At 70.8% G+C, this 24126-nt stretch carries 22 protein-coding genes, 1 tRNA gene and 1 other RNA gene; 10 read left to right on the top strand and 14 right to left on the bottom strand.

What is annotated here, in order from left to right; all coding sequences use genetic code 11:
• The 6 genes from ACGFIW_RS28005 to ACGFIW_RS27980 all read left to right on the top strand — a co-directional run bounded on the left by ACGFIW_RS28005 (position 1) and on the right by ACGFIW_RS27980 (position 5809).
• Positions 1-990: an alpha-hydroxy acid oxidase gene (locus tag ACGFIW_RS28005; RefSeq protein WP_393321742.1), complete on the top strand. Its 990-nt coding sequence runs from the start codon at positions 1-3 to the stop codon at positions 988-990.
• Positions 987-2240 carry a cytochrome P450 gene (locus tag ACGFIW_RS28000; protein WP_393321739.1) on the top strand — a complete coding sequence of 418 codons (1254 nt, stop codon included), beginning with the start codon at positions 987-989 and terminating at the stop codon, positions 2238-2240. Before ACGFIW_RS28005 ends, ACGFIW_RS28000 begins: the two co-directional genes overlap by 4 nt.
• Positions 2237-3496, top strand: coding sequence for a cation:proton antiporter (locus ACGFIW_RS27995; RefSeq protein ID WP_393321736.1), 1260 nt, complete (start codon positions 2237-2239; stop codon positions 3494-3496). Before ACGFIW_RS28000 ends, ACGFIW_RS27995 begins: the two co-directional genes overlap by 4 nt.
• 62 nt (positions 3497-3558) lie before the next feature.
• Complete coding sequence (locus ACGFIW_RS27990) at positions 3559-4215, top strand: response regulator transcription factor (protein WP_393321733.1); 657 nt, start codon at positions 3559-3561, stop codon at positions 4213-4215.
• The gene (locus tag ACGFIW_RS27985; RefSeq protein ID WP_393321730.1) at positions 4212-5423 is read left to right on the top strand and encodes a sensor histidine kinase; all 1212 of its coding nucleotides are present in this window, start codon (positions 4212-4214) and stop codon (positions 5421-5423) included. Before ACGFIW_RS27990 ends, ACGFIW_RS27985 begins: the two co-directional genes overlap by 4 nt.
• A 125-nt stretch (positions 5424-5548) precedes the next feature.
• Entirely contained in the window at positions 5549-5809 is a 261-nt protein-coding gene (locus ACGFIW_RS27980) for a YciI family protein (protein ID WP_393321727.1), read from the top strand.
• 99 nt (positions 5810-5908) lie between these two features.
• Here ACGFIW_RS27980 and ACGFIW_RS27975 read toward each other — a convergent pair.
• Both ACGFIW_RS27975 and ACGFIW_RS27970 read right to left on the bottom strand, forming a co-directional pair.
• Positions 5909-5981 (bottom strand) — tRNA-Ala (locus ACGFIW_RS27975).
• Positions 5982-6070: 89 nt separating this feature from the next.
• Positions 6071-6661, bottom strand: a complete 591-nt coding sequence (locus tag ACGFIW_RS27970; protein WP_393321724.1) for a YqgE/AlgH family protein — start codon at positions 6659-6661, stop codon at positions 6071-6073.
• Positions 6662-6981: 320 nt separating this feature from the next.
• On the opposite strand from ACGFIW_RS27970, the gene mdlC reads away from it, so the two are divergent.
• On the top strand, positions 6982-8577 hold the full coding sequence (gene mdlC / locus ACGFIW_RS27965; protein WP_393321721.1) for a benzoylformate decarboxylase: 1596 nt from the start codon (positions 6982-6984) through the stop codon (positions 8575-8577).
• A 23-nt stretch (positions 8578-8600) separates the two neighbouring features.
• On the opposite strand, the gene ACGFIW_RS27960 is transcribed toward mdlC, so the two are convergent.
• The 10 genes from ACGFIW_RS27960 to pruA form a co-directional block, all read right to left on the bottom strand.
• Entirely contained in the window at positions 8601-9554 is a 954-nt protein-coding gene (locus tag ACGFIW_RS27960) for a hypothetical protein (protein WP_393321718.1), read from the bottom strand.
• A 46-nt stretch (positions 9555-9600) separates the two neighbouring features.
• Positions 9601-10089 (bottom strand): hypothetical protein, encoded by a 489-nt coding sequence (locus ACGFIW_RS27955; RefSeq protein ID WP_393321716.1) that lies wholly within the window; start codon positions 10087-10089, stop codon positions 9601-9603.
• Positions 10090-10230: 141 nt separating this feature from the next.
• Positions 10231-10896, bottom strand: coding sequence for a hypothetical protein (locus ACGFIW_RS27950; RefSeq protein WP_393321713.1), 666 nt, complete (start codon positions 10894-10896; stop codon positions 10231-10233).
• A 72-nt stretch (positions 10897-10968) separates the two neighbouring features.
• Positions 10969-11344: a transfer-messenger RNA gene (gene ssrA / locus ACGFIW_RS27945) on the bottom strand.
• 104 nt (positions 11345-11448) lie between these two features.
• Positions 11449-11928: an SsrA-binding protein SmpB gene (gene smpB / locus ACGFIW_RS27940; RefSeq protein ID WP_357071795.1), complete on the bottom strand. Its 480-nt coding sequence runs from the start codon at positions 11926-11928 to the stop codon at positions 11449-11451.
• 149 nt (positions 11929-12077) lie between these two features.
• Positions 12078-12953 (bottom strand): permease-like cell division protein FtsX, encoded by an 876-nt coding sequence (gene ftsX / locus ACGFIW_RS27935; protein ID WP_393321710.1) that lies wholly within the window; start codon positions 12951-12953, stop codon positions 12078-12080.
• Between the two features lie 67 nt (positions 12954-13020).
• Entirely contained in the window at positions 13021-13701 is a 681-nt protein-coding gene (ftsE, locus tag ACGFIW_RS27930; RefSeq protein WP_030331491.1) for a cell division ATP-binding protein FtsE, read from the bottom strand.
• 118 nt (positions 13702-13819) lie between these two features.
• On the bottom strand, positions 13820-14941 hold the full coding sequence (prfB, locus tag ACGFIW_RS27925) for a peptide chain release factor 2 (protein ID WP_357071789.1): 1122 nt from the start codon (positions 14939-14941) through the stop codon (positions 13820-13822).
• A gap of 121 nt (positions 14942-15062) precedes the next feature.
• A complete protein-coding gene (locus ACGFIW_RS27920) occupies positions 15063-15578 on the bottom strand; it encodes a PadR family transcriptional regulator (RefSeq protein WP_091393967.1) in 516 nt (171 codons plus the stop codon).
• A 177-nt stretch (positions 15579-15755) separates the two neighbouring features.
• A complete protein-coding gene (pruA, locus tag ACGFIW_RS27915; protein WP_393321707.1) occupies positions 15756-17384 on the bottom strand; it encodes an L-glutamate gamma-semialdehyde dehydrogenase in 1629 nt (542 codons plus the stop codon).
• 305 nt (positions 17385-17689) lie between these two features.
• Here pruA and ACGFIW_RS27910 point away from each other — a divergent pair, with 305 nt between their 5' ends.
• Entirely contained in the window at positions 17690-18763 is a 1074-nt protein-coding gene (locus ACGFIW_RS27910) for a hypothetical protein (RefSeq protein WP_393321704.1), read from the top strand.
• Positions 18764-18894: 131 nt separating this feature from the next.
• Here ACGFIW_RS27910 and ACGFIW_RS27905 read toward each other — a convergent pair whose 3' ends face one another.
• On the bottom strand, positions 18895-19404 hold the full coding sequence (locus ACGFIW_RS27905) for a DUF6912 family protein (RefSeq protein ID WP_393321701.1): 510 nt from the start codon (positions 19402-19404) through the stop codon (positions 18895-18897).
• A gap of 216 nt (positions 19405-19620) precedes the next feature.
• On the opposite strand from ACGFIW_RS27905, the gene ACGFIW_RS27900 reads away from it, so the two are divergent.
• A complete protein-coding gene (locus ACGFIW_RS27900; RefSeq protein ID WP_393321698.1) occupies positions 19621-19848 on the top strand; it encodes a helix-turn-helix domain-containing protein in 228 nt (75 codons plus the stop codon).
• Between the two features lie 259 nt (positions 19849-20107).
• Entirely contained in the window at positions 20108-20704 is a 597-nt protein-coding gene (locus tag ACGFIW_RS27895; RefSeq protein ID WP_393321696.1) for an Rv3235 family protein, read from the top strand.
• 390 nt (positions 20705-21094) lie between these two features.
• On the opposite strand, the gene secA is transcribed toward ACGFIW_RS27895, so the two are convergent.
• Positions 21095-24022: a preprotein translocase subunit SecA gene (gene secA, locus ACGFIW_RS27890; protein ID WP_393321693.1), complete on the bottom strand. Its 2928-nt coding sequence runs from the start codon at positions 24020-24022 to the stop codon at positions 21095-21097.
• Positions 24023-24126: the final 104 nt, after the last annotated feature.

The following is a 24126-nucleotide window of genomic DNA, read 5'->3' as shown; positions in this document are numbered from 1 at the left end:
ATGGACCCGGTTCACCAGGACTTCTTCGAGGGCGGGGCCGGGCGGGAGCGCACCCTGGCCGCCAACGAGCGCGCCTTCGAGCGACGGTGGATCGTGCCACGGGTGCTGCGGGCGACCGGCGAGCGGGACCTGCGGGTCACCGTGGCCGGCACGTCGCTGGCCGCACCGGTCCTGGTCGCTCCGACGGCCTTTCATCGGCTCGCGCACCCGGACGGCGAGGCGGCTACCGCGCGGGGGGCCGCGGCGGCCGGCACGACGATGGTGGTCAGCATGGCCGCCACCCAGCCGGTCGAGGAGATCGCGGCGGCGGGCGGAACGCTGTGGTTCCAGCTCTACCCGCAACCCGACCTCGACTTCACCGAGTACGTGGTCAAACGCGCCGAGTCGGCCGACTGCCGGGCGCTCGTGGTGACCGTGGACTCCCCGGTGTTCGGAAGCCGCGAGCGTGACAGGCGCAACGGCTTCACGGACCTTCCTTCCGGTTACGCCTGCGAGAACATGCGCGACGCGACCGGGCGGGTGCGCCCGATCGTGATGGACGCGACGGCGGGCTGGGACCGGATCGCGTGGCTGCGTGGCGTCACGGGACTACCGATCCTGCTCAAGGGCATCCTGCATCCCGCCGATGCCCGCCTCGCGGTCGAGCACGGCGCCGCCGGTGTGATCGTGTCCAACCACGGTGGACGACAGCTCGACGGGGCGATTCCCACGCTCGACGCGCTGCCCGCGGTCGTGGCAGCCGTGGGTGGGCAGATCCCGGTGCTGCTCGACGGGGGTGTGCGCCGCGGCACCGACGCGGTGATCGCGCTGGCGCTCGGGGCCGGGGCGGTGTTGGTGGGGCGTCCGGTGGTGCGGGGGCTCGCGGCGGGCGGGGCGGTGGGCGTACGCGAAGCTCTCGAACGACTCACCACCGAGCTGGACCAGGCCCTCGCCCTGGCCGGGGCGCGGCGGCCGGCCGATCTGACACCCGACCAGGTGGCGATCCGATGAAGGCGGTGGTCGACCTCCGGGAGTGGATCTTCGAACGGGTCAACGGGACCGAGGGCGTTCCCGTCCCCGGGCCGCTGGTGGGGCCGGAGGACTTCGAGCGGGTGTACGGCGACCCGGCCGCCGACGGGCGCAGCCGCGGGGCCGGCCTGTCGGACCTCTTCTGGTACTGGCTCGCGCCCGGTCCGCAGATGCACCAGGAGCACCTTGAGCCCGGCGAGCGGTATCGGACGGTCGCCCGGACGACCCGACGGGTGCTGGCCATCCCGCACGCGCGCTCCGACGAGCTGACGACGGCCGCGACCCGGCGGATCCTCGACGCGCTCCCGGCCGACCGGATCAGCCACGTGCGGCTCCGGGACCTGATGATGCCGGTCTGGGCCGAGGTCTCCTACGAGCTGGTGTTCGGCGCATCCTGCCCGCGCGACGTCCGCGATCTCATCGTGGCGAACGCGGACGACGTGGTGACCGCCCTGAAGGGGATGGGTCTGCGGCACATGTCCCGGCGGGTTCGGCTGACCCGTTACCTCCTGGCGCGGATCGACGCGGGAACCTGCCCGGTCACGCTGCCGCCGCCCTTCACCGCCCTGGAGACCGCCTGGTATCTGCAGGGCGCGTTCTTCAACACGGCAGTGGTGCAGATGTCGGAGGCCATGGCGCACATCCTGCTGTGCGCCGGGTCCGTCACGGACACCTCGGACGAATCGCTCGACCGGATCATCGACGAGACGCTCCGGGTCTACCCGCTCTTCGGCATCGCGCACCGGATCACCTCCGGACCCATCACCGTGGGCGACCACGTGCTCCCCACCGGGTCCGTGCTCCTCTTCAACTATCCGGCCTACCAGCGCACCGGTCCCGCCGCGGACGACGAGTTCGACCCGGACCGCTGGCTGTCGTTGCGCCGGCAGGACGCCCATTTCATTCCGTACGGCGTGACCGCCAACCGGGCCTGTCCGGCGCGCGGCTCGGCCCCCGTCCAGCTACGCGCGGCGACCCGGGAGGTGCTGCGGCGCTTCTCGATCAGCTCGTCGGCGACGCACACCCGTTCGCTGCCGAGCCGCGGCCCCGCGTACCTGACGCCCCGGGGTCTCCCCGGTCCGGACCGCCACCGGCTCACCCTCATGCGGCAGCGCGACCGGGTCTTCGACGTGGGGCGCTCGGTCAAGCAGTTGGTCTGCGGTACCTGGATGGTCGTCGACGCCCGACGCCAGAAGTTGTGCACCCGATTCTTCGAGGAGGCAGACGCGTGACCCCCACCGAACTCGCCCCGCGGTTCTTCATCGCGGTCGCGGTCATTCTGCTCTTCTGCAGGCTGGTCTCCTGGCTCCTGGGCAAGGTGGGCCAGCCCCCCGTCGTGAGCGAGATGCTCGCCGGGGTGCTGCTCGGCCCGTCGCTGCTCGGCCTGTTCTGGCCGGGTGCGCAGGCCGCGCTCTTCCCCGCCCCGCTGCTGCCGATCCTGTACGTGGTCGGCCAGGTCGGCCTGGTGTTGTTCATGTTCCAGGCCGGGTACGCCTTCACCTCGCACCGGGTGACCGGGCTCGCCGGCACGGCGGGAGCGGTGTCGCTCGCGGGTGTCACGGTTCCGCTGGTGTTGGGGTTCCTGCTGGTCCTGGGCATGGCGGGCTTCGTCCCGATCCGCGCGGAGGGTGTGTCGCTCGGTGTGTCCGCGTCGTTCGTCGGTGTGGCGCTGGCGATCACGGCCTTTCCGATGCTTGCCCGGATCATCACCGAGCGCGGCCTCGCCGGCACCCGCTTCGGGTTGCTCTCCCTGGCCAGCGGCGCGATCGACGACGCGGTCGCGTGGATCATGCTGGCCGTGGTGTTGGCGTTCGCCTCGGGCTCCGTCGGCCCGGCGCTTGTCTGCGCGGGTGGCGCGGTGCTGTTCGGGCTGGCGCTGTGGTTGGGTGGGCGGCGGGTGACCGGCTACGTGATGAGGCTCTCGGATGACCGCGCACGCCTGCTGGGCACGGTGGCGCTGCTCTTCCTGGTGGCCTGGTACACCGACGAGATCGGGCTCTACGCGGTCTTCGGCGCTTTCGCGGTCGGCGTGGTGATGCCGCACTCCGCGCAGACCGACAGGGTGGTCGACACGCTGACGCCGGTGGCGGCGACGGTGTTCCTGCCGCTGTTCTTCACCTTCTCCGGGCTGCGCACCGAGTTCGCGTTGCTGAGCAACCCGGCGGTGCTCGGTTTCGCCGTCGCGTGCGTGGCCGTGGCGATCGTCGGCAAGTTCGGCGCCTGCTGGGGTACGGCCCGGCTGATGGGCGAGCCGAACCCGGTGGCGCTGCGCGTCGGCGCCCTGATGAACGCCCGGGGCCTGATGCAGCTGATCGCCCTGAACGTGGGGCTGGAGGCGGGCGTGGTGAATTCGTCACTCTTCACCGTGCTGGTGCTGGTAGCGCTCGTCACCACAATCATGACGACACCCCTGCTGAGCTGGATCGAGCGACGCGAGGCACGGGCGCCCGCTGCTACACCGTCGCTCGTGCCCGCCGGAACCCCATAGAATGTTTGTTTGAGGAGACAAATTCTACAGACAACGATGGGCATCTATGCCACCATCGCGGTATGACTCGACTCCTGCTCGTCGAGGACGACTCGGAACTGCGCGGCATGGTGGCCGAGACGCTGACCGGCGAGGGATACGTCGTCGACCAGGCCCCCGACGGCCAGCGTGGCCTGCACCTGGGGCTCACACGGCCGTACGACGTGATGGTGATCGACAGGCGGCTCCCCGCCCTCGACGGGCTGGACCTGGTCGTCCGGCTGCGCGCCCGCGCGGTGGTCGCCCGGGCGCTGCTGCTGACCGCGCTCGGCACCGTCGAGGACCGGGTCGCCGGCCTCGACGCGGGTGCCGACGACTACCTGACCAAGCCCTTCGACCTGGACGAGTTGAGCGCCCGCATCCGGGCCCTCTGCCGCCGGACACATGACGCCACCGAGGTGCTGCGGCTCGGGTCGGGCCAGCTCGACCTCTCCGTGCGCGACGCCGTCCTACCCGACGGCACCCGGATCGCCCTGTCCGCACGCGAGTTCGAGCTGCTCCGGGTCCTCGCGGCCCGGCCGTACACCGTCCACTCCCGCTCCGAGCTGCGCAGCCGGGTCTTCGACGAGGCGGGCGCGGCGTCCCTTGTCGACACGTACGTCTACTACCTGCGCCGCAAGCTCGGGCGCTCGGTGATCCGGACCGTGCACGGCCTCGGCTACCGGCTGGGGACCCTGTGAGCTTCGAGGACACCATGCTGCGCCGGGCCAGGGCGCGGGTCAGCCTGCTCATCGGACTCACCATGACGGCGCTGCTCGCCCTGGGCGCCGCCATCTCCTACGCCGCGCTGCTGCGCAACCAGCACGAACAGATCGAACGGGAGCTCGACTACGGCGCGGTCCACGGCACCATCGCCGGGCCGCCGGGCTGCAGCTGGATCATCCTGTACGACGGCGGCCGAATCGACTCGGGCCGGAACCCACCCCCGCCGGGCTTCCCACTACGATCCGCCATCGACGCGGTGGCCCTCGACCGTCAGGTCCGCAGCGACAAGGTCGAGCGCAACGGCACCACCTACTACGTCCGCACCCAGCCCCGCGGCTCGGAAGTCGTGCAAGCGGTCTTCGACGCACGCTTCCAGCTCTCCGACCGGCGTCACCTGCTCGCCGCGTTCCTCCTCGCCGCGGTGGTTGGCCTCGCCGCGGCGGTGTTCACCGGCATCGTCGTGGGCCGCCGGGCCGTCGCGCCACTCGCCGAGGCGCTGGGCCGGCAGCGCCGCTTCGTCGCCGACGCCAGCCACGAGCTGCGCACCCCGATCGCCCAGGTCCACACCCGGGCCCAGATCCTGGCCCGGCGCGCCGGTGCCGACCGCGCCGACTACGACCGCCTGATCGAGACCACCCGCCACCTCGGCGAGATCGTCGACGAGCTCCTGCTCTCCGCCCGCCTCGCCGCCACCCCGGCCGACCGGCACCCCTCCGAGCCCGTCAACCTGGCCCTGCTCGCCGCCCAGGCCGTCGACTGCGAGGCCGACCGCGCCGCCGAGCAGGGCGTCCACCTGCACCTGTCGGTCCCGGACACTCCGGTCCTCGTTCCCGGCATCGCCTCGGCCCTGCGCCGCATGGTCGGCGAACTACTCGCCAACGCCCTCACCCACACCCCGACCGGCGGCCGCATCGACGTCGCCCTGCGCACCTCCCGGCGCGGCGCCGACCTGGTGGTCACGGACAACGGAGCCGGCTTCGACCCCGCCGACGCCGAACACCTCTTCGACCGTTTCCACCGCGGCGCCGGGGCCAAGGACCGGCGCTTCGGTCTGGGCCTGGCTCTCCTGCGCGAGGTGGTGACCAGCCACGGCGGGACGATCTCCACCGACAGCCGGCCCGGCGCGGGGGCGACCTTCACCGTCCGGCTACCGACGATTCCGCCACGGGCCGCCGCGGGCTGACTCCGCCGACGGGCTGGCGCCCGCGCACCGTCCGGGTCGCCAGATCGCATGCCCTCGATGCCCCCGCGCCGGCACAACGCATCGACTAGGGTGCTCCGGAAGTCCGCCCCTACGAGGAGGAACACGTGTTTGTCTTGGAGCTGTCCTTCGGCGACGAACCCGACCGGCTTGCCGCTCGACCCGCGCACCGGGAACGCCTCCAGGCACTGCGTCAGGAGGGCCGGCTGGCCATGGCCGGGCCGTTCGCCGACGACTCCGGCGCACTCCTGATCTTCGACGTCCCGGACGCCGAGGCGTTCGCCGCGATCGTCACCGAGGACCCCTACTACCGCACCCCCGGGGTGACGATCGTCAGCCAGCGGGAGTGGTCACCCATCGTCCGCTAGGTGCACAGCCGGCCCCGTCCCGGGGTCGAACGGGGATCAAACAATCAAGGGCTCGCTCGCCATGATCGGCGAGCAAGCCCTTGATCTGCTACAACAAGGTGGAGCCGAGGGGACTCGAACCCCTGACCCCCACACTGCCAGTGTGGTGCGCTACCAGCTGCGCCACGGCCCCTTGCTGTCGTCCCGGTCGCCCGGGCACTGGGAAACTATACACAGACGGGCTCGCATGGTCATCTCGCGGGGTCCCCCGCCCGCGCCGGGTCAGTTGAGCGCGACGTCCGGCGGGAAGTGGGCGACCGCGGCCATCATCCCGCCCTGGCGGCGCAGCACCATCGGCCACAGATCGTCGGGCCGGTCGACGAAGGCGTCACCCGGCAGCCCGTCCAGCACGAACCAGGAGCCGTCGGCGATCTCCTGCTCCAACTGGCCGCTGCCCCAGCCGGAGTAGCCGGCGAAGACCCGGATGCCACCGATGCTCTCCCGCAGCCGCTCCGGGTCGACCGAGAGGTCGATCGTGCCGACCGCTCCGGAGACCTGGTGGAAGCCCTTGAGCCGGCGCATCGGGTGCCGCATGCGGGCCAGGCAGATGGCCGAGTCGGGCTGCACCGGGCCGCCCTCGAAGAGCACCGCCGGGTGGCGGGCCAGATCGCTCCAGTCGCCGAGCACCTCGGACACCGGCACCTCGGTTGCCCGGTTGAGCACCACGCCGAGCGCGCCGCCGGGCTCGTGGGCGACCAGCAGCACCACCGTACGGTCGAAGTTCGGGTCCTTGAGCGTCGGAGTGGCGACCAGCAGCCGCCCGGTCATCGACTCCATCGCTCGTCCGCCGATCGCCTGACCCTCTCCCTGCATCCCACACACCCGTCAACCGTGAGCCCGCGCCGGGGGCCGGTCATCTACCGGATCCGCTCGGTGCATCGGGATCAGCCGCGCTGTCAACGCCATGCCTGGCACCATAGCCTGCGTCCCGGGTGCTGGCTAAGGGCTGACCGGCAGGTGATCAGACAGTTAAGGCAGTAGTTCGTGCGTTCCGACGCCCTGACCAGGCACGGGCCCGGTCCGCCGGATGGGCCCGCCGGAAACACCCGAAAGGTCCGTCACATCCCGATAGATTCGGCTGATCGGGAGGGACGACTGCTGTCGTCCCTCCCGCGACACGGAGGCGGGTGGCGATGGCAACGGTCCGGGACGCGACGTACGACGTGCTCCGCACCCTCGGCGTGACCACCGTCTTCGGTAACCCCGGCTCGACGGAGGAGCCGTTCCTGGAGAACTTCCCCGCCGACTTCCACTACGTCCACGCGCTCCAGGAGGCGACGGCGGTCGCGATGGCCGACGGCTACGCGCAGGCCAGCGGCGCACCCGCCCACGTCAACCTGCACACCGCCCCGGGCACCGGCAACGGCATGGGCAACCTGGTCACCGCCTGGCACAACAAGACGCCGCTGATCGTCACGGCCGGCCAGCAGACCCGGGAGATGCTGCTGCTCGAACCTCGGCTGGCCAGCCGCCGGCCCACCGAGCTTCCCCAGCCGTACGTCAAGTGGGCCTACGAGCCGGCCCGCGCGCAGGACATCCCCGCGGCGGTGCTGCGGGCGTACGCGACGGCGGTGCAGCCACCGGCCGGGCCGGTCTTCCTCTCCCTGCCGATGGACGACTGGGCCCAGCCGGCCGACCCGCTGCCCGCACCGCGAACGGTGGCCACCCGGTTCGCCCCGGACCCGCGACGGCTTGACGAGTTCGCCCGGATCCTGGCCGGCAGCGACAACCCGGTGCTGGTGTACGGACCGGGGGTGGACCGCTCCGGGAGCTGGCCGACCGCTGTCGCGCTCGCCGAGCGGTTGGCCGCACCGGTCTGGTCGGCCCCGGCACCCGAGCGCGCCGTCTTCCCCGAGGATCACCCGCACTTCCGGGGGGTGCTCCCGTACGCGATCGGCCCTCTCGCCGAGGCGCTGCGCGGGCACGACACGGTGCTCGTCGTCGGCGCACCGGTGTTCCGTTACTACCCCTACGTGCCGGGCGGGCACCTGCCGGAGGGCGCCCGGCTGCTGCACGTCACGGACGACCCGGACGAGGCCGCACGCGCACCCGTCGGGGACAGCCTGCTCGGCGACCCGGGGCTGACCCTGGCCGCGCTTGTGGACCGGGTGCCGCCGGCCGACCGGCCACCCCCCGCACCCCGCGAGGCACCGACCCCGCCGGAGGTCACCGCCCCGCTGAGCGCCGACGCGCTGTTCGCCGGGCTGGCCGCACACTGGCCGGCGGACGGCGTGCTGGTGCAGGAGTCACCGTCCAATCTGTCCGCACTGCGCCGGCAGTTGCGGATCACCCGCCCGGCGTCGTACTTCACGATGGCCAGCGGCGGCCTCGGCTACGGCCTGCCGGCCGCGATCGGGGTGGCGCTCGCCGAGCGGGACAGCGGGCGCGGGCGTCCGGTGGTGGCGGTCGTCGGTGACGGCTCGTTCCACTACTCGGTGCAGGCGTTGTGGACCGCCGCGCGTCTCGCACTGCCGGTGGTGGTCGTCGTTCCGGTCAATCAGCAGTACGCGATCCTCAAGGCGTTCGCCGAGCTGAAGCACACTCCCGGTGTGCCCGGCCTGGACCTGCCGGGGTTGGACATCGTCGCCATCGCGGCCGGCTACGGCTGCGCCACCGAGGTGGTCGAGACCCCCGACCAGCTCGGCGCGGCGCTCGCCACCGGGCTGCGTGCCGACCGGCCGACCGTGCTACCGGTGCCGATCAGCACCGACGTGCCCAGCCTCCTCTGAGGCGGCCCGTCGGCGCCGGTCGGTCAGCGTGGGGCGATCGACAGGGGGGCGCCGGTGGCGACGTCCACGACCGGCCGGGCGCCCAGTGGCGCCCCCAGGGTGACGGCGACCGGTGCCAGCTTGAGCACGGCGATGCATTCTCCGGTGGCCCGGGTGACGCGGCCGCCGACCACCACGACGTCCGGCCGCTCCCACACCAGCGGCGTGATGCCGGTGTCGCAGGCGCCGACGCCGAGCCCCACGGTCATCCGGACATCGTCGACCGCCACAAGGTTCTGGGCGCCCACCAGACCGTCGGGAAGCGGGCGGGCCGGCGCGGAGGGTGGGGGGACGGGCGTGACCGCGGTCGGCGCGACGGCGAGCCGGGCCACCGGGCTGGCCAGCTCCCTGACGGTGAACAGCCAGGCCGGGACCTGCGCCGTGCCCCGGCTCGTGCGGACCGGCACGGCACCGAACGTGACCCCGGTGACGGTGAGCGCGAGACAGGCCGTCCGCGTCGTGCTGGTGGCCCATCCGTCCGGCCCTGGTTCGACGCTGGGGCCGCCCGGGCTCGGCAGGCCGGGCCGCTTCGGTCGCCCCGGGCAGGGCAGCGGATCACCCTGGTCCAGCTGACGGTACGCCTCGGCGGCGCTGACCAACGGCAGCGTCAGCCGACCGTCCGGGAACCGGATCTCGCCGCCGACCCGGGTGGGCGGTATCGCGACCTGCGCCCGGTACCACCCGGCCCGGTAGGCGGCCTCGGTGTCCGGGGTGAAACGCGGGTCACCGGTGAGCACCGTGGGCCCCTCCAGCGGGACGTACCCCGTACTCCAGTCGGGGCCCGGTCGCCACGCCTCGGCCACCTCAGCGGCCCGGTTGTCGAACGCCTCGCCGCGGGCCGACGGGTGGCGAGGCCCGACGGGCGGGTCTGCCACCGGCGTGGCGCAGCCCGCCGTGAGCAGCAACGGGAGGACGAGAAGCAGGGCCGGTCGACGCATGTACGGTTCGACGCCACCGCCGATCCGCCGGTTCCCGGCCGACTGCTCAGGTCTCGCCGCCCAGATCCGTCTGGTACGCCTCCCAGAGCAGGTCGGCACCGCGCCGCCGATGCCGGGCCAACCGGCGCAGCAGGTGCCCGGCCCGGTGCCGCAGTTCGTCGGGGTGCACCTCGGGACGTTCGGCGACCCGTTGCACCGCGAGGATCGCGGCGATGATCCCCGCGTGCTCCCGGGTCAGCAACCGCACCCCGTGGACCAGCCGGGGCGACTGGGTGAGCAACTCCCGGTACAGGCCCGTGGGGCCCTCGGTGACCCGAACGTGCTCGGCGAACCCGTGCCCCACCGGACGCAGCCGGAGCAGGACCTCTTCCCGCCAGCGCGGCTCGGTGGGGGGCACGGTGACGGCCCGGCCGAACGCGTGGACGTCTCCGGCCAGACCGGCCGGGCGTGGCTCGCCGGGCAGGCCGATCGGATGGTGCGGTGCGGCGGACGGCCGGGCGGCGAGTGAAGACTGCTGGACCGGACCGGTGACCATGGCACCTCCCGCGCTGTGCGGCTACCCCATACCGCGATGGTGGGCCTGCCCGCCCCGGTCTGTAAAGGTCCCGGAGAATGCTCATCTGCACCATTCGTCGCAGGAGTCCCGCAGGTCCCAGAGGAAACGGACGACCGCCGCTCAGCCGAGCCGGGGGCGCTCCGCCAGGCGGCGCACCTGGCGGGCGACGGCGTGCGTGTCGCCGTCCCGGCCGTCGACCGGCCGGGCGGACGTGATCGCGTCGGCGAGCGCGCTCAGCTCCGACGGGGGCAGGCCCCGCAACGCGACTGTGACTCGCCGCCCATCCACGGGGTCGGTAGCGATGAGGGCGGGTGTCCGACGACGAGCCGCCGGAAGGTCGTCCCCCGGCTCGTCGTGCGACAGCGCCGCGACGTCGATCCGGGCCGTGGCGAGGTCGACGCCGCGCGTACGGAACGCGCCCCGAACCCGGACGTGGCTGCCCTCCAGCCAGGCGGCCGTGCGGAGCACCCGCAGCACGAGGTAGATGCCGAGCAGGACGAACGGCAGGCCGCAGAGCCCGACGAAGGGGCTCGGCCCGGCCTGTTCCGCGCCACCGGCGGAGTCCCGCAGCGCGGGCGGCAGCATCCCCGGCGGTACGTCGCGAGCCTCCTCGTAGGAGGAGAACGGGTCACCCGGGCCGGACAGCCGACCCAGCAACCCGCCGGCGACCAGTGGCAGCGCCACGAATGCCGCGGCGACGGCGGCGACGAAGACGCCGACCACCACCGCCCACGTGCGCTGCGCGGGTGAGGCGCCGACCGACAGGCGCAGCTCCTGGTTCGTCACAGGGGGCAGCGTAGGCGAGCCGCGTACACGACGAAGCGCCCCGGCCGATGGGCCGGGGCGCTTCGCTCGAGGTGGTGGAGGTGCCGGGAATCGAACCCGGGTCCTTCGCCGGTTTGTCAGGGCTTCTCCGAGCGCAGCTCGCTGTGCCTCTACTCGGCCCCACCGCTCACGCGAGCAAGTTGGTGTGACGGGCCCAGTCGCTGATTAATCTCGCCGCACGGACCCCGCGACCGGGTCCGATTGGCCAGCCTCCTAGCTGATGCCGGCTACTGGGACGAAGGCGTTCCCAGGCCGACAGACTTAGCTACTCGCCTCAGGCGGCGAGAGCGAAGTCAGCGCGATTTTGCTTGGCGCTTATAAGTTTCCGACGACCGATTCTCGAGACGACGTCGGCTTCCTCGGCTCGCTTCCCCTGTCGCTGCGTACGAAGTCGAAACCAGTCACCCCCTCGACAGGCCGCCGATGTGGCGGCACTGACAAGACTAACGCCTGCCGCAACAGCTTTCATCCCGAGCCCCGGGCCGGCGCGCCGACCCGGACAAACCGGATGAACTAGTCGTCCATGCCCTTGCCGCGCCGGCCGGAGACCCGGGCGATCTCCCGGTCCGCGTCCCGCTTGGCGAGGTCCTGACGCTTGTCGTACGACTTCTTGCCCTTGGCCAGGGCGATCTCGACCTTGGCCCAGCCGTCGGAGAAGTAGACCTGCAAGGGAACGATGGTGAAACCGCCCTCGCGGGTCTTGCCGACGAGCTTGTCGATCTCGACCCGGTTGAGCAGCAACTTGCGGGTGCGCCGGGGCTCGTGGTTGGTCCAGGTGCCCTGCGTGTATTCCGGAATGTGCAGGGCGTGCAGGAACAGCTCGCCGTCACGTTCCTGGGCGAACGCGTCGACAAGCGACGCCCGCCCGGCCCGCAGCGACTTGACCTCGGTGCCGGTCAGCGCCATGCCTGCCTCGTACGTGTCGAGAATGGCGTAGTCGTGGCGCGCCTTCTTGTTGGAGGCGACCACCTTGCGCCCCTTTTCCCGTGGCATCGGTGCCACCCCCTCTCCTGGCGTCCGCGGCCGGGCTCACCCCGGCCGGACAACCGATCATGCTACCCGAATCACAAGGACCCTCCCGCGCCGTTTATTTCCGGCTGCGGGAGGGTCCCCGGGAGACGACGGGACGACCCGTACGGCGCCTAGACCCGCAGGTAGAAGCGCAGGGTGATCCAGGCGGTGCCCGCGCTGATCAGGCCGCCGACGCCGGCCATCAGCGGGAAGACGACAAGGATGTCACCCCAGGAGATCGGCGAGAGCAGGCCCTGCAACGCGCTCAACGAGCGGTCGAAGAGCAGATACTTGGCCGCGACCAAGGCCACCAGACCGAGCAGCGAGCCGATCAGGCCGGCCACCACGGCCTCCAGCACGAACGGTGCCTGGATGAACCAGTTGGAGGCGCCGACCAGCTTCATGACCGCCACCTCACGCCGCTTGCTGTACGCGGCGACCTGGATGGTGTTCGCGACGAGCAGCAGGGCGGCGATCGCCATCACGATGGCGGCGGCCAGGGCGATGTTCTGGATCGAGGTGAGGATGTTGAAGATCTTGTCGAGCAGTCGACTCTGGTCGATGATCTCATCGACACCCGCCGTGTTCTTGTACTGCTCGTAGATGTCCTTGTACTGCTCCGGGTTGTTCAGCTTGAGCCGGAACGACTCGGGCAACTGGTCCGGCTTGACCACGTTCACCAGGTCGGGCGCGTCCTGGTACATGACCTTGAACTTCTTGTACGCCTCGTCCTTGTTGACGTAGATGACGTCCTTGACCAGGGGGTCAGCGTCGAGCTTGGTGTTGAGGTCGGTGCGCTCCTGCTCGCTCACCTCCGGCTTCAAGAAGATCGAGACTTCGATGTTCTTGTAGTAGGTGACCTTCATGTCGTCGACCTGGCGGTACATGAGACCGCTGGCGCCGAGCATGGTCAGCGAGACCGCCATCGTGATGATCATCGCGATGGACATGGTCACGTTGCGCCACAGTCCGACCAGTACCTCGGACAGGACGTATTTCACGCGCATCGGGATTTCCTCCGGGTCTCCGGCATGAAGTGTTCGTCGTCAGGCTGCGCAGGGGTGGAGAGCCGGCTCACCCGTAGACGCCGCGGGCCTGGTCACGCACGATACGACCGCTCTCGATCTCGACGACGCGGCGGCGCATCTGGTTGACGATGTTGGAGTCGTGGGTGACCATCACGACGGTCGTGCCGGTGCGGTTGATCCGGTCCAGCAGGCGCATGATCTCGATCGAGGTGTCCGGGTCCAGGTTTCCGGTGGGCTCGTCCGCCAGCAGGATCAGCGGACGGTTCACGAACGCCCGGGCGACGGCGACCCGCTGCTGCTCACCACCGGAGAGCTCGTGCGGGTAGCGGTGCTCCTTGCCACCGAGCCCGACCAGCTCCAGCACCTCCGGCACGACCCGGCGGGCAACCGCCTTGGTCTTGCCGATCACCTCAAGGGCGAACGCCACGTTCTCGTACGCGGTGCGGTTCGGCAGCAGCCGGAAGTCCTGGAAGACACAGCCGATCGAGCGCCGGAAGTGGGGTCGCTTCCAGGAGCGCATCGACGTGACGTCCTTGCCGTTGACGACGACGCGACCCTTGTTGGGGGCGACCTCGTGCAGCAGCATCTTGATGATTGTGGACTTGCCGGAGCCGGATGGACCGATGAAGAAGACGAACTCGCCCTTCTCGATCGAGACGGACACGTTGTCGAGCGAAGGCCGGGACGCCTTCGGGTACGTCTTCGTCACTTGCTCAAGCTGAATCACGGGTGGTGAGTCTACGCGGTGTAACAACTGAGCCAAGCCCCACGCCCCGCCGTTCCGGCACGAGTCGTCGAATCAGGCCTCTACCTGGAGATCGACGAAGCGTTCCGCCCGCGTGTCGTCACGCTCCGTCGCCGGCGAGTTGCCGCTGCTTGCGCCAACGGATCCCCGCCTCGATGAAACCGTCCAGGTCGCCGTCGAACACCGCGCTCGGATTGCCGGTCTCCTGCTCGGTTCGGAGATCCTTCACCATCTGATACGGGTGCAGGACGTAGGAGCGCATCTGATCGCCCCACGAACCGGCTGCGTTCTCCTTGAGCCCCTCCAGCTTGGCCTGCTCCTCCTGGCGCTTGCGCTCCAGCAGTCGGGCCTGGAGCACCCGCAGCGCGGAGGCCTTGTTCTGCAACTGGGACTTCTCGTTCTGACAGGTGACCACGATGCCGGTCGGGATGTGGGTCAACCGGACCGCCGAGTCGGTGGTGTTGACGCTCTGCCCACCGGGGCCGGAGGAACGGTAGACGTCGACGCGTACCTCGTTCTCCGGGATGTCGATGTGGTCGGTCTGCTCGGTGACCGGCAGGACCTCGACGCCCGCGAAGCTGGTCTGCCGGCGACCCTGGTTGTCGAACGGGCTGATCCGGACCAACCGGTGGGTGCCCGACTCGACGCTGAGCGTGCCGTACGCGTAGGGCACCTTGACCGCGAAGGTGGCCGACTTCAGGCCCGCCTCCTCGGCGTAGGAGGTCTCGTAGACCTCGGTCGGATAGCCGTGCCGCTCCGCCCAGCGCAGGTACATCCGCAGCAGCATCTCGGCGAAGTCGGCGGCGTCCACGCCACCGGCGCCCGCGCGGATGGCGACAAGCGCCTCCCGGGAGTCGTACTCGCCGGAGAGCAGGGTGCGGACCTCCATCTCCTGGATGGCCTTGGTCAACCCGGTGATCTCCGACTCGACCTCGGTCAACACGCCCGGGTCGGCCTCGGCCTCGGCCAACTCCAGGAGCACCTGGGCGTCGTCGAGGCCGGAGCGCAGGCTGCCCAGCTTGCTGATCTCGCCGTTGACGTACGACAGCTGCGAGGTCACCTGCTGAGCCTTGGCCTGGTCGTCCCACAGGTCGGGGGCGGACGCCTCCTGCTCAAGGCGGGCCTTGTCCTCGTGGAGGCGGTCGAGGTTGAGGACGGCCTCGATGTTTCGCAGGGTCGCGTCGAGTTCCTTGAGCTGTTCGGCGTAATCGGCAGCGGTCACGACAGGTAAGCGTACTGCGCGGACGAGCATTGAGCTTGCGAGCCCCGCGGTCCCGCGCAAAAGCCACACCCCGACGCCGCCGGCTGAACAGCTCGTTCCCGCTGGGCGAACCCGCGGGAGGTCACCCGACCGGAGCGGACTTCAACCAGGAGAGGGCCGCCCGGTGGTAGGCGACGGCGAACTCCAGCGCGCTGGCGTCGTACGTCTCCCCATCCCGCTTGGCGTTCTTCACCTGCTCCCGGACCTGGGCGAGGGCCTCGGTGTGGTATTCGTTGGCCGAGGCGTACAGGCCCTTGAGCTGGCTGGCGGAGTGCAGGTTGCCGAAGGCCATCCGCAACGCGATCGGGTTGCGGATGGTGTCCCGCCCCGGGTTCTCCGCCAACCAGCGGGAAAATGTCCGTTTTCCGCTGGCAGTCAGCGCATACGGCTGGCTCATCCGCGGCCCCGGCTTCCCGAGCCGCACGAAACCCCGCTCGGCCAGCACCGGCAACTCGCGGTAGACCTGACTGCGCGTCATCGACCAGTACGGCGCCAGACGGCGCTCAGCAGCGGCCATCAACTGACCACCTGTCATCGGGCCCTCGTGGAGGAGGCCGAGCAGGGCCGCCGCCGTAGGGTTGACTCCGGAATCCGCCATGGCCCCTACGCTGCCACTTTGCGCACCCGGCGTCCAGGATTTGCCGGTTTGCCACCCAACAGGACTTCCTAAGTGCACTGTCGGCGGCAGACTGTCCGTTGAGGACTATCGATGGATCACGACCCCGGGCCGACCCGCCGGCGGCACCGCGCGCCGCCGGCGGGTCGTCGCCGCAGGTCAGCCCATGTGGGGGTACGTGTGGTCGGTCGGCGGCACGAAGGTCTCCTTGATCGTCCGCGGGGACACCCAGCGGACCAGGTTGAGCCAGGAACCCGCCTTGTCGTTGGTGCCGCTGGCCCGGGCACCGCCGAACGGCTGCTGCCCGACGACCGCCCCGGTCGGCTTGTCGTTGATGTAGAAGTTGCCCGCCGCGTACCGCATGCGCTCGGCGACCGCGTCGACCACCCGGCGGTCGGTGGCGAACACCGAGCCGGTCAGCGCGTACGGGGCGATCGACTCGGCCTGTGCGACCACGTCGTCGAACCGGGCGTCGTCGAACACGTGCACGCCCAGGATCGGCCCGAAGTACTCGGTGGTGAAGGTCTCGTGGGCCGCATCGGAGCACTCGAAGAGCGTCGGCCGGACGAAGTAGCCGACCGAGTCGTCAGCGGTGCCGCCGGCAAGCACCCGGCAGGAGTCGTCACCACCGATCAGCTCCAGCGCGGCGGTGTGCCGGCCGAACGCCTTGTCGTCGATCACCGCGCCGCCGAAGTTGCCGAAGTCGGCCACGTCGCCGTAGGTCAGCGAGTCGGTGGTGGCGGCCAGCCGGTCGCGCAGCCCACCCTCCCAGATCGAGCGCGGCACGTACGCCCGCGAGGCCGCCGAGCACTTCTGGCCCTGGTATTCGAACGCGCCACGGATCAGCGCGGTGTGCAGGGCGTCCACGTCGGCGCTGGTGTGCGCGACCACGAAGTCCTTGCCGCCGGTCTCGCCGACCAGCCGCGGGTAACCCCGGTAGCGGGCGATGTTGTCGCCGACGGTCCGCCAGAGCTGCTGGAAGACCTTCGTCGAGCCGGTGAAGTGGATGCCGGCCAGGTCCGGGTCGGCGAGCACCACGTCGGAGACCTCCTCGCCCCGGCCGGTGACCATGTTGATCACGCCGGGCGGGAGGCCGGCGGCCTCGAACAGCCGCATGGTGAAGTGCGCGGCGAACTGCTGCGTCGGGCCCGGCTTCCAGATCACCGTGTTGCCCAGCAGGGCCGGCGCCGACGGCAGGTTGCCGGCGATGGCGGTGAAGTTGAACGGGGTGACCGCGTAGACGAAGCCCTCCAGCGGGCGGTGGTCGAAGCGGTTCCAGACACCGGGCGAGGACGCCGGCTGCTCCTCGAGCAGACGCCGGGCGAAGTGCACGTTGAACCGGAGGAAGTCGATGAACTCGCAGGCGGCGTCGATCTCCGCCTGGATCGCGGTCTTCGACTGGCCGAGCATGGTGGCGGCGTTGAGGGTGTCGCGCCACGGGCCGGCGAGCAGCTCGGCGGCACGCAGGAAGATCGCGGCGCGCTCCTCGAACGGCAGCGCCCGCCACATCGGAGCGGCGTCCTTCGCCGCCTTGATCGCGGCGCGGGCGTCATCGTGGGTGGCGTGCGCGGTCACGCCCAGCACGTGCGCGTGCCTGTGCGGCTGCACCACGTCGATCGGGTCACCGGCGGCCATCCGCTGCTCGCCACCGATGGTCATCGGCAGGTCGATGCGCTCGGCGGCAAGCTCGGTCAGCCGCCGCTGGAGCCGGTCCCGGTCTCCGCTGCCCGGCTCGTAGTTACGAACCGGCTCGTTGCGCGGCTCGGGAACGGAGAACACGGCATCCATCAAGGCTCCTGGCGATCTCGACAGCAGTGGCGAAACCGGACCCGCGGGCACCGACCGGGCGATCGGACACCGGTCGCCGCACGGGAGGCCGAGCAGCGGCGGGACCTCCCGTAATTCTCCCACGAAGAGCAGCGCACCCTGCCTCCGCCATCGCCTTGCACCAAGGACCGGCCCACCCCTCCTCTCCTTACCGACCACTGTCGATCCGACCATCCGACGGCGTCCCGGTCGTCTGCGGCGGCGGGGGGCCCGGCGGGCCCGCGTACCCTGAATGGTCGGTGACCTGCCGCCTCGAAGGGGAGACGATGACCAAGCAGCCCGGCCGCGTCCCGGCCGCGGAGTCGCACGACCCGGCGGCCGACGCGGTAAGCCCCAGCAGCCGGCCGCTGCCCGCGCCCGGCGCGGCGGTGCTCGCGCTGCTGGCCCTCGGCTGGCTGACCGCCATGCTCTGGTCCACCCGGGAGGCCATCACCTCGGCGGCGGCCGGGGTGACCGCGATCAGTCTCTCCGCGTTCGCCCTGCCCGGCGTGATCTCGGCCGCGCTGGTCTGCGGTGCGGCCGTCGCGCTGGCCGGCGGCAACCTGCTGGCCCGCCGGTACGGCGACTGGGCCACCCTGCGCTACGCCGGGGCGATCGGCTGCGGGATGCTGGTCGGGCTGGCCGCCGCGGTGGCCATCAACCTCACCTACTTCGACACCTCGACCACCAACGTGATCGCCGGCACCACCGCGGCCGCGGCGATCATCGGTGGCGCCGTGGCCGCCGCGCGGACCGCCCCGGCGGTCGGTGCGGTGGTGATCGCCGCACTGGGCACGCTGGTCTTCGTGGTCGCGTTCAGCCAGGCTCGGGACCCGCTGTTCGACCTCTTCGGCGCGGGCGACAGCCAACAGTCGGTGGTCGACGCGGCCAAGTGGGTGTCCCGCACCGAGTCGCTCGTCGCGGGGCTGCTCGCCGGGCTGCTCGCCTTCGGCTACCTGACCTGGGCACGACGCCGGGCGGTGCGCCGCGATCCCGCCGCTGCGGCGTTGCGCTGGCCGGCGTACCTGCTCGCCGGTGCCGGACCGGGGCTGCTCCTGCTGCTCGCCGAGGTGATCATCCGGATCGGTGGCCGGTCGCTGCTCGACCTGGCCAGCGCGCTCAGCGATGCGGACGCGGTGGCACAGACCTCACTTGGCACCTCGCGGGTGGACAACGGGATCTGGGTGCTGTTCGTGGGGGCGCTGACCGCGCTCGTCGCGTTCGGCCGCACGCTCGGCCCGGCCCACACCGACGACGACACACCTGCCGACAACCCGGACCGGGTCGACCCGGAGGACGACGAGCCGGACCCGGCCGAAACGTTCGACACGGACCCGGCCAGGGCGGATCCGGCCCGCTGACGCCGGGCTGACTCCCGCCAGAGAGCGTTCTGACGGCCGGCGTCCTGGTAGCCGGCGTCCTGGTAGCCGGCGTCCTGGCAGCCGGCGTCCTGGCAGGCGGCGCTCTGGCGGCCGGCGCTCTGGCGGCCGGCTCAGCCGGCCGCGAGGAGCAGCAGGTCCAGCTCCGTCACGTCGTACCACTCCAGTTCGTGGTCCTCCGCGCCGTCGACGGTGAACTGCGCGTCGGGGTCGCCAGCGGCCGCCTCGGCCACCACCTCGACCGCCGCGGCGACCTCCTCGGCGGCGTCCGCGCCGTCCACGTGGAGGGCGGCGACGGCACCCACCGGAACGGCGTCGGCCAACGTCACGGCGCTGGAACCCAACTCCCCGTCGCCCCGCCCGAGCGCGCTCGCCGGGAGGTCGACCGAGACGACGACGCGGCGGCGGGGAGCGGTCGGATCGGCCCGGAGCAGGTGCAGCGAGTCCTGGGCGGCCCGGGTGAACGCGACGTACTCCAACTCCTCCTCGTCGCCCTCGGCGTACCACTCGCGAAGCGTCGGGGTCACCGCGTGCGCCTGGTCGGCGGTCAGCCCGTCCGTGCGCAGTCGGGCCACCATCGGTACGGTCGCCGGCACGTACACCCGGACAAGCTCCTCGGTCACCGGTCGTCTCCCCCGCGTCGTCCTCCACCGGCGTCCGCCGGCACGGGCGCAGATCATGCCGCACGCCGTGACCGTCATACACCCCGGCTCCGGCCGGTGGAAGCTCCCGCCCGGCGTGTCCCGTGCGATCGACCTCCCGGCGGCGCGGCCAGGTGCTGGGCGGCCTGGGCCGTCGATGGCAAACTGAGCCAAACGACATCAACCCCGGGAGTTTCTGTGGAGCCAAGGTTCCTGTTGCTCTCCGACGTCGCCACCGAGCTGAACGTGTCGGACTCGCAGGTCTACCACATGGTGCGCAGCGGCGAACTGCCGGCGATCAAGATCGGTGGACGCGGCCAGTGGCGCGTCGAGCGTGCGCGCCTGGAAGAGTACATAGCCCGTAAATACCGTGAAACCGCCGACTGGGTGCAGAGCAACCCGCTTGTCGACCGCGATCCGGAGTAGCAAAGCCCGACCTTGCCCGCCCGACCTTGCCCGCCCGACCCGGTCCGCCCGCTCGTCCATCCCTTGCCGGGGCATGATCCACTCGGTTTTCTTGAAATCGGGGTATCGGGGGCGCTGGGACCCCGCGTTATCAAGGAACCCGAGTGGATCATGCGCCTCGCCGGATGGAGGCTGCCACCGAGCCATTGACCGAAGCCGTTCTGTCGCTCAGAATCTAGGTTGTCGGAGGCAAACGCAGGCAAACGCAGTCTCTGGGGGCATGATGAGTGGAGCGCGATCCGGTCCTTCCCGACCAACCGTGCGGCTGCGCCCCGCCCCGCCCTTCGACCCGCCGTACGTTGACGAGACTGACGGGTCGTACTGGCCGGCGCAGACCGACGGTCAGCTCGCGCTCGACCTGTTCGCCTCCACCCGACCCAGCCCGGTTCGGCCGCCGGAGCGGCGAGCAGCCCTGCGCCCGGTGCCGAACAGGTCCACCACCACCCACCCGGTCGTGTCGTTGCCGCCGTCGACCGCTCCGGAAACCACCCGAGCCGCGCACCGCTTCGTCGGCACCTGCCTGGAGGTGGTCAATGGCTACCGTTCGCCGACCCAGGTGCGGGCGCTGCTCGACCCGGCCCGAGCGGGAGACCTACTGACCGAACTCGCCCGCGCATCCGGCCGGGCCGGGACATCCCGCCGCCGTACCGGCCGACCGCTGGTCCGGCTGCTACGCCTGCGCGTCTGCGAGCCGCGGGAGGCCGCAGTGGAGGCGGCGGCCGTCCTCAGCGGCGCGGGCGGTCGGAGCTGGGCAATGGCACTGCGCCTGGAGCATCGCCGGGGCCGCTGGCTCTGCACCGCCCTGCACGTCCTCTGACCACATCCAACGCGCCCAGGGCCGCCGCCCGCCTTGCGAGGACGAGGTCCCTGCGCAACCTCCAGACACGCCCAGGCCTGGCCGATCGATCGATCGATCGATGAGGTAGCCTCGCCGACCCTGGCGCAGCCATCAGACGGACCCGGGCCGGGCCGATCGACCGACGAGGTGGCCTCGTCGACCCTGGCGCAGCCACCAGACGGGCCCAGGCTTGGCCGATCGACTCGACCTCAGGGAAGTCGGGGCAGCAACGACCATCCGATGCCCCGACTTTCCTGAGGTCGAGATGATCATCAGGCGGCGGTGGATGGCGGGAGGTGACGGGGGAGACGCCGAACGGGCCCCGGCCTGGTCGGCCGGGACCCGTTCGGTCAGGTGCTGTCGGGTCGGTCAGTTGCCGCCGTTGGGCGCGCCGTGGCAGCGCTTGTACTTGCGGCCCGAGCCACACGGGCACGGCGCGTTGCGGGACGGGCCGTTGCTCGCTTCCGCCTGGTTGGCTGCCGGCCGGCGGGAGGCGACCGACGGCACCGCCGGGCCGCGGAGACCGGCGGCCGGACGCTGCGGGGCGGACGGGGCGGTCCGGCCCGGTGCCGCCGGAACGCCCGGGGCGGGGCGGCCCACACCGAGCGCCGGAGCCTGCTGCTCGGCCTGCTCGATGACGGGGGCGCCGGGGCTGGCCTCGCCGTCGATGGTGGGCGCGGAGTATTGCAGGCCCTGCCGCCGCGGTGCCTGGTTGAGCCCCTTGGCCCGGATCTCCACCGGCTTGTCGAGCAGCGCGACCTCTTCCGAGCCCGCCTCCGGCTCAGGCTCGGTCACCTGGACGTCGATGTTGTAGAGGAAGCCGACGGTCTCCTCCTTGATGCCCTCCATCATGGTGGCGAACATGTCGAAGCCCTCGCGCTGGTATTCCACCACCGGGTCGCGCTGGGCGTACGCCCGAAGGTTGATGCCCTCCTGGAGGTAGTCCATCTCGTAGAGGTGTTCGCGCCACTTGCGGTCGATGACCTGGAGCAGCACCATCCGCTCAAGCTGACGCACGCCCTCGGTGCCGACCTGCTCCTCGCGCCTGTCGTACGCGGCGTTGGCGTCGTCCTTGAGGCGGGCGACGAGGAAGTCGGCGTCCATGCCGGCCCGTGAGCCGCCGGCCTCCTCCTCCAACTCCTCGATCGTCACGCCGACCGGGTAGAGCTGCTTCAGGCTGGACCAGAGCTGGTCAAGATCCCAGTCTTCGCCGTAGCCCTCGGAGGTGGCGCCCCGCACGTACGCCTCGACGGTGTCGTCGATCATGTTGCGGACCTGGTCGGAGAGGTCCTCACCGTTGAGCACCCGGAGCCGCTCGGCGTAGACGACCTGGCGCTGCTTGTTGAGCACCTCGTCGTACTTGAGCACGTTCTTGCGGATCTCGGCGTTCTGGCCCTCGATCTGGGCCTGGGCGCTCTTGATCTGCCGGGTGACCATCTTCGACTCGATGGGCACGTCCTCCGGGATGTTGAAGCGCTCCATCACCGCCTCGACCGCACCGGCGCGGAACCGCCGCATCAGCTCGTCCTGTAGGGACAGGTAGAAACGGGACTCGCCCGGGTCACCCTGTCGGCCGGCGCGACCGCGCAGCTGGTTGTCGATCCGCCGGGACTCGTGCCGCTCGGTGCCCAGCACGTAGAGGCCACCGGCCGCCGCGACCTCGTCCGCCTCGGCGTCGCAGGCCTGCTTCCAGGTGGGCAGGACCTCCTCCATCGCCTTGGCGTACTCCTCCTCGTTTTCCAGCGGGTCGAGACCGCGCTGGCGCAGCTCGTTCGCGGCGAGGAACTCGGCGTTGCCACCGAGCAGGATGTCGGTGCCGCGGCCGGCCATGTTGGTGGCCACGGTGACCGCGCCCTTACGCCCGGCCTGGGCGACGATCTCGGCCTCCCGGGCGTGGAACTTGGCGTTCAGCACGTTGTGCGGGATGCCTCGTCGGCGCAGCAACTGGGAGAGAATCTCGGAGTTTTCCACCGAGACGGTGCCGACCAGCACCGGCTGACCCAGCTGGTGCCGCTCGGCGATGTCCTCGATGACGGCGTTGAACTTGGCCTTCTCGGTCTTGTAGATCACGTCCGGACGGTCCTCGCGGACCATCGGGCGGTGGGTCGGAATCGTCACGACGCCAACCTTGTAGACCTTGTTGAACTCGCTCGCCTCGGTCTGCGCCGTACCGGTCATCCCGGACAGCTTCTCGTAGAGGCGGAAGTAGTTCTGAAGGGTGATGGTGGCAAGAGTCTGGTTCTCCTGCTTGATCTCCACCCCCTCCTTGGCCTCGATCGCCTGGTGCATGCCCTCGTTGTAGCGACGGCCGTGCAGGATGCGACCGGTGAACTCGTCGACGATCAGGACCTCACCGTCGCTGACGATGTAGTCCTTGTCGCGCTTGTAGAGCTCCTTGGCCTTGATGGCGTTGTTGAGGTAGCCGACGAGTGGAGTGTTGACCGACTCGTACAGGTTGTCGATGCCGAGCCGGTCCTCGACCTTGGCGACACCCCGCTCGGTCACCGCGATGGTGCGCTTGGAGTGGTCGACCTCGTAGTCGCCCTCGCCGTCGGTGCCGGGCTGGAGGCGCGCCACCACGCCCGCGAACTCGCCGTACCAGCGGGCGGAGTGCTCGGCCGGGCCGGAGATGATCAGCGGGGTGCGGGCCTCGTCGATCAGGATCGAGTCGACCTCGTCGACCACCGCGAAGTTGTGGCCGCGCTGCACCAGCTCGTCCTTCGACCAGGCCATGTTGTCGCGCAGGTAGTCGAAGCCGAACTCGTTGTTGGTGCCGTAGGTGATGTCGCACTCGTAGGCGGCCTTGTGCTCGGTGGCCGGCCGGTTGGGCAGCACCACGCCGACGGTCAGCCCGAGGAACTCGTGCACCCGACCCATCCACGCCGCGTCCCGCTGGGCGAGGTAGTCGTTGACCGTGATCACGTGCACGCCCTTGCCGGACAGCGCGTTGAGGTAGACGGCCATGACCGAGGTCAGCGTCTTGCCCTCACCGGTCTTCATCTCGGCGATGTTGCCGAAGTGCAGCGCCGCGCCGCCCATCACCTGGACGTCGTACGGGCGCTGGCCGAGCACCCGGGCGGCCGCCTCGCGGGCCACCGCGAACGCCTCCGGCAGCAGGTCGTCGAGGGTCTCCCCGTCGGCGAGCCGCTCCCGGAACTGCTCGGTCATGCCGGCCAGCTCCTCGTCGGTGAGGTTGACGTAGTCGTCCTCGATCGAGGTGACGGCGGCGGCGATGGCCTTGAGCCGGCGCACCATGCGGCCCTCGCCCGCGTTAAGGACCTTTTCCAGAATCGACACGGATCAACGCTCCCCTAGACAGTCTCGAACCATCGTAGGCGCTCCATCGGCGCAATGGTCACTGGTGGCGGTGGTCGACTCCGCCGAACCCGACATACTTCGCG

The organism is Micromonospora sp. NPDC048935, from assembly GCF_043197875.1.
Taxonomy (GTDB): domain Bacteria; phylum Actinomycetota; class Actinomycetes; order Mycobacteriales; family Micromonosporaceae; genus Micromonospora.
The sequence above is the reverse complement of the archived record's forward strand: the minus strand, read 5'-3'. Positions and strand labels throughout refer to the sequence as shown.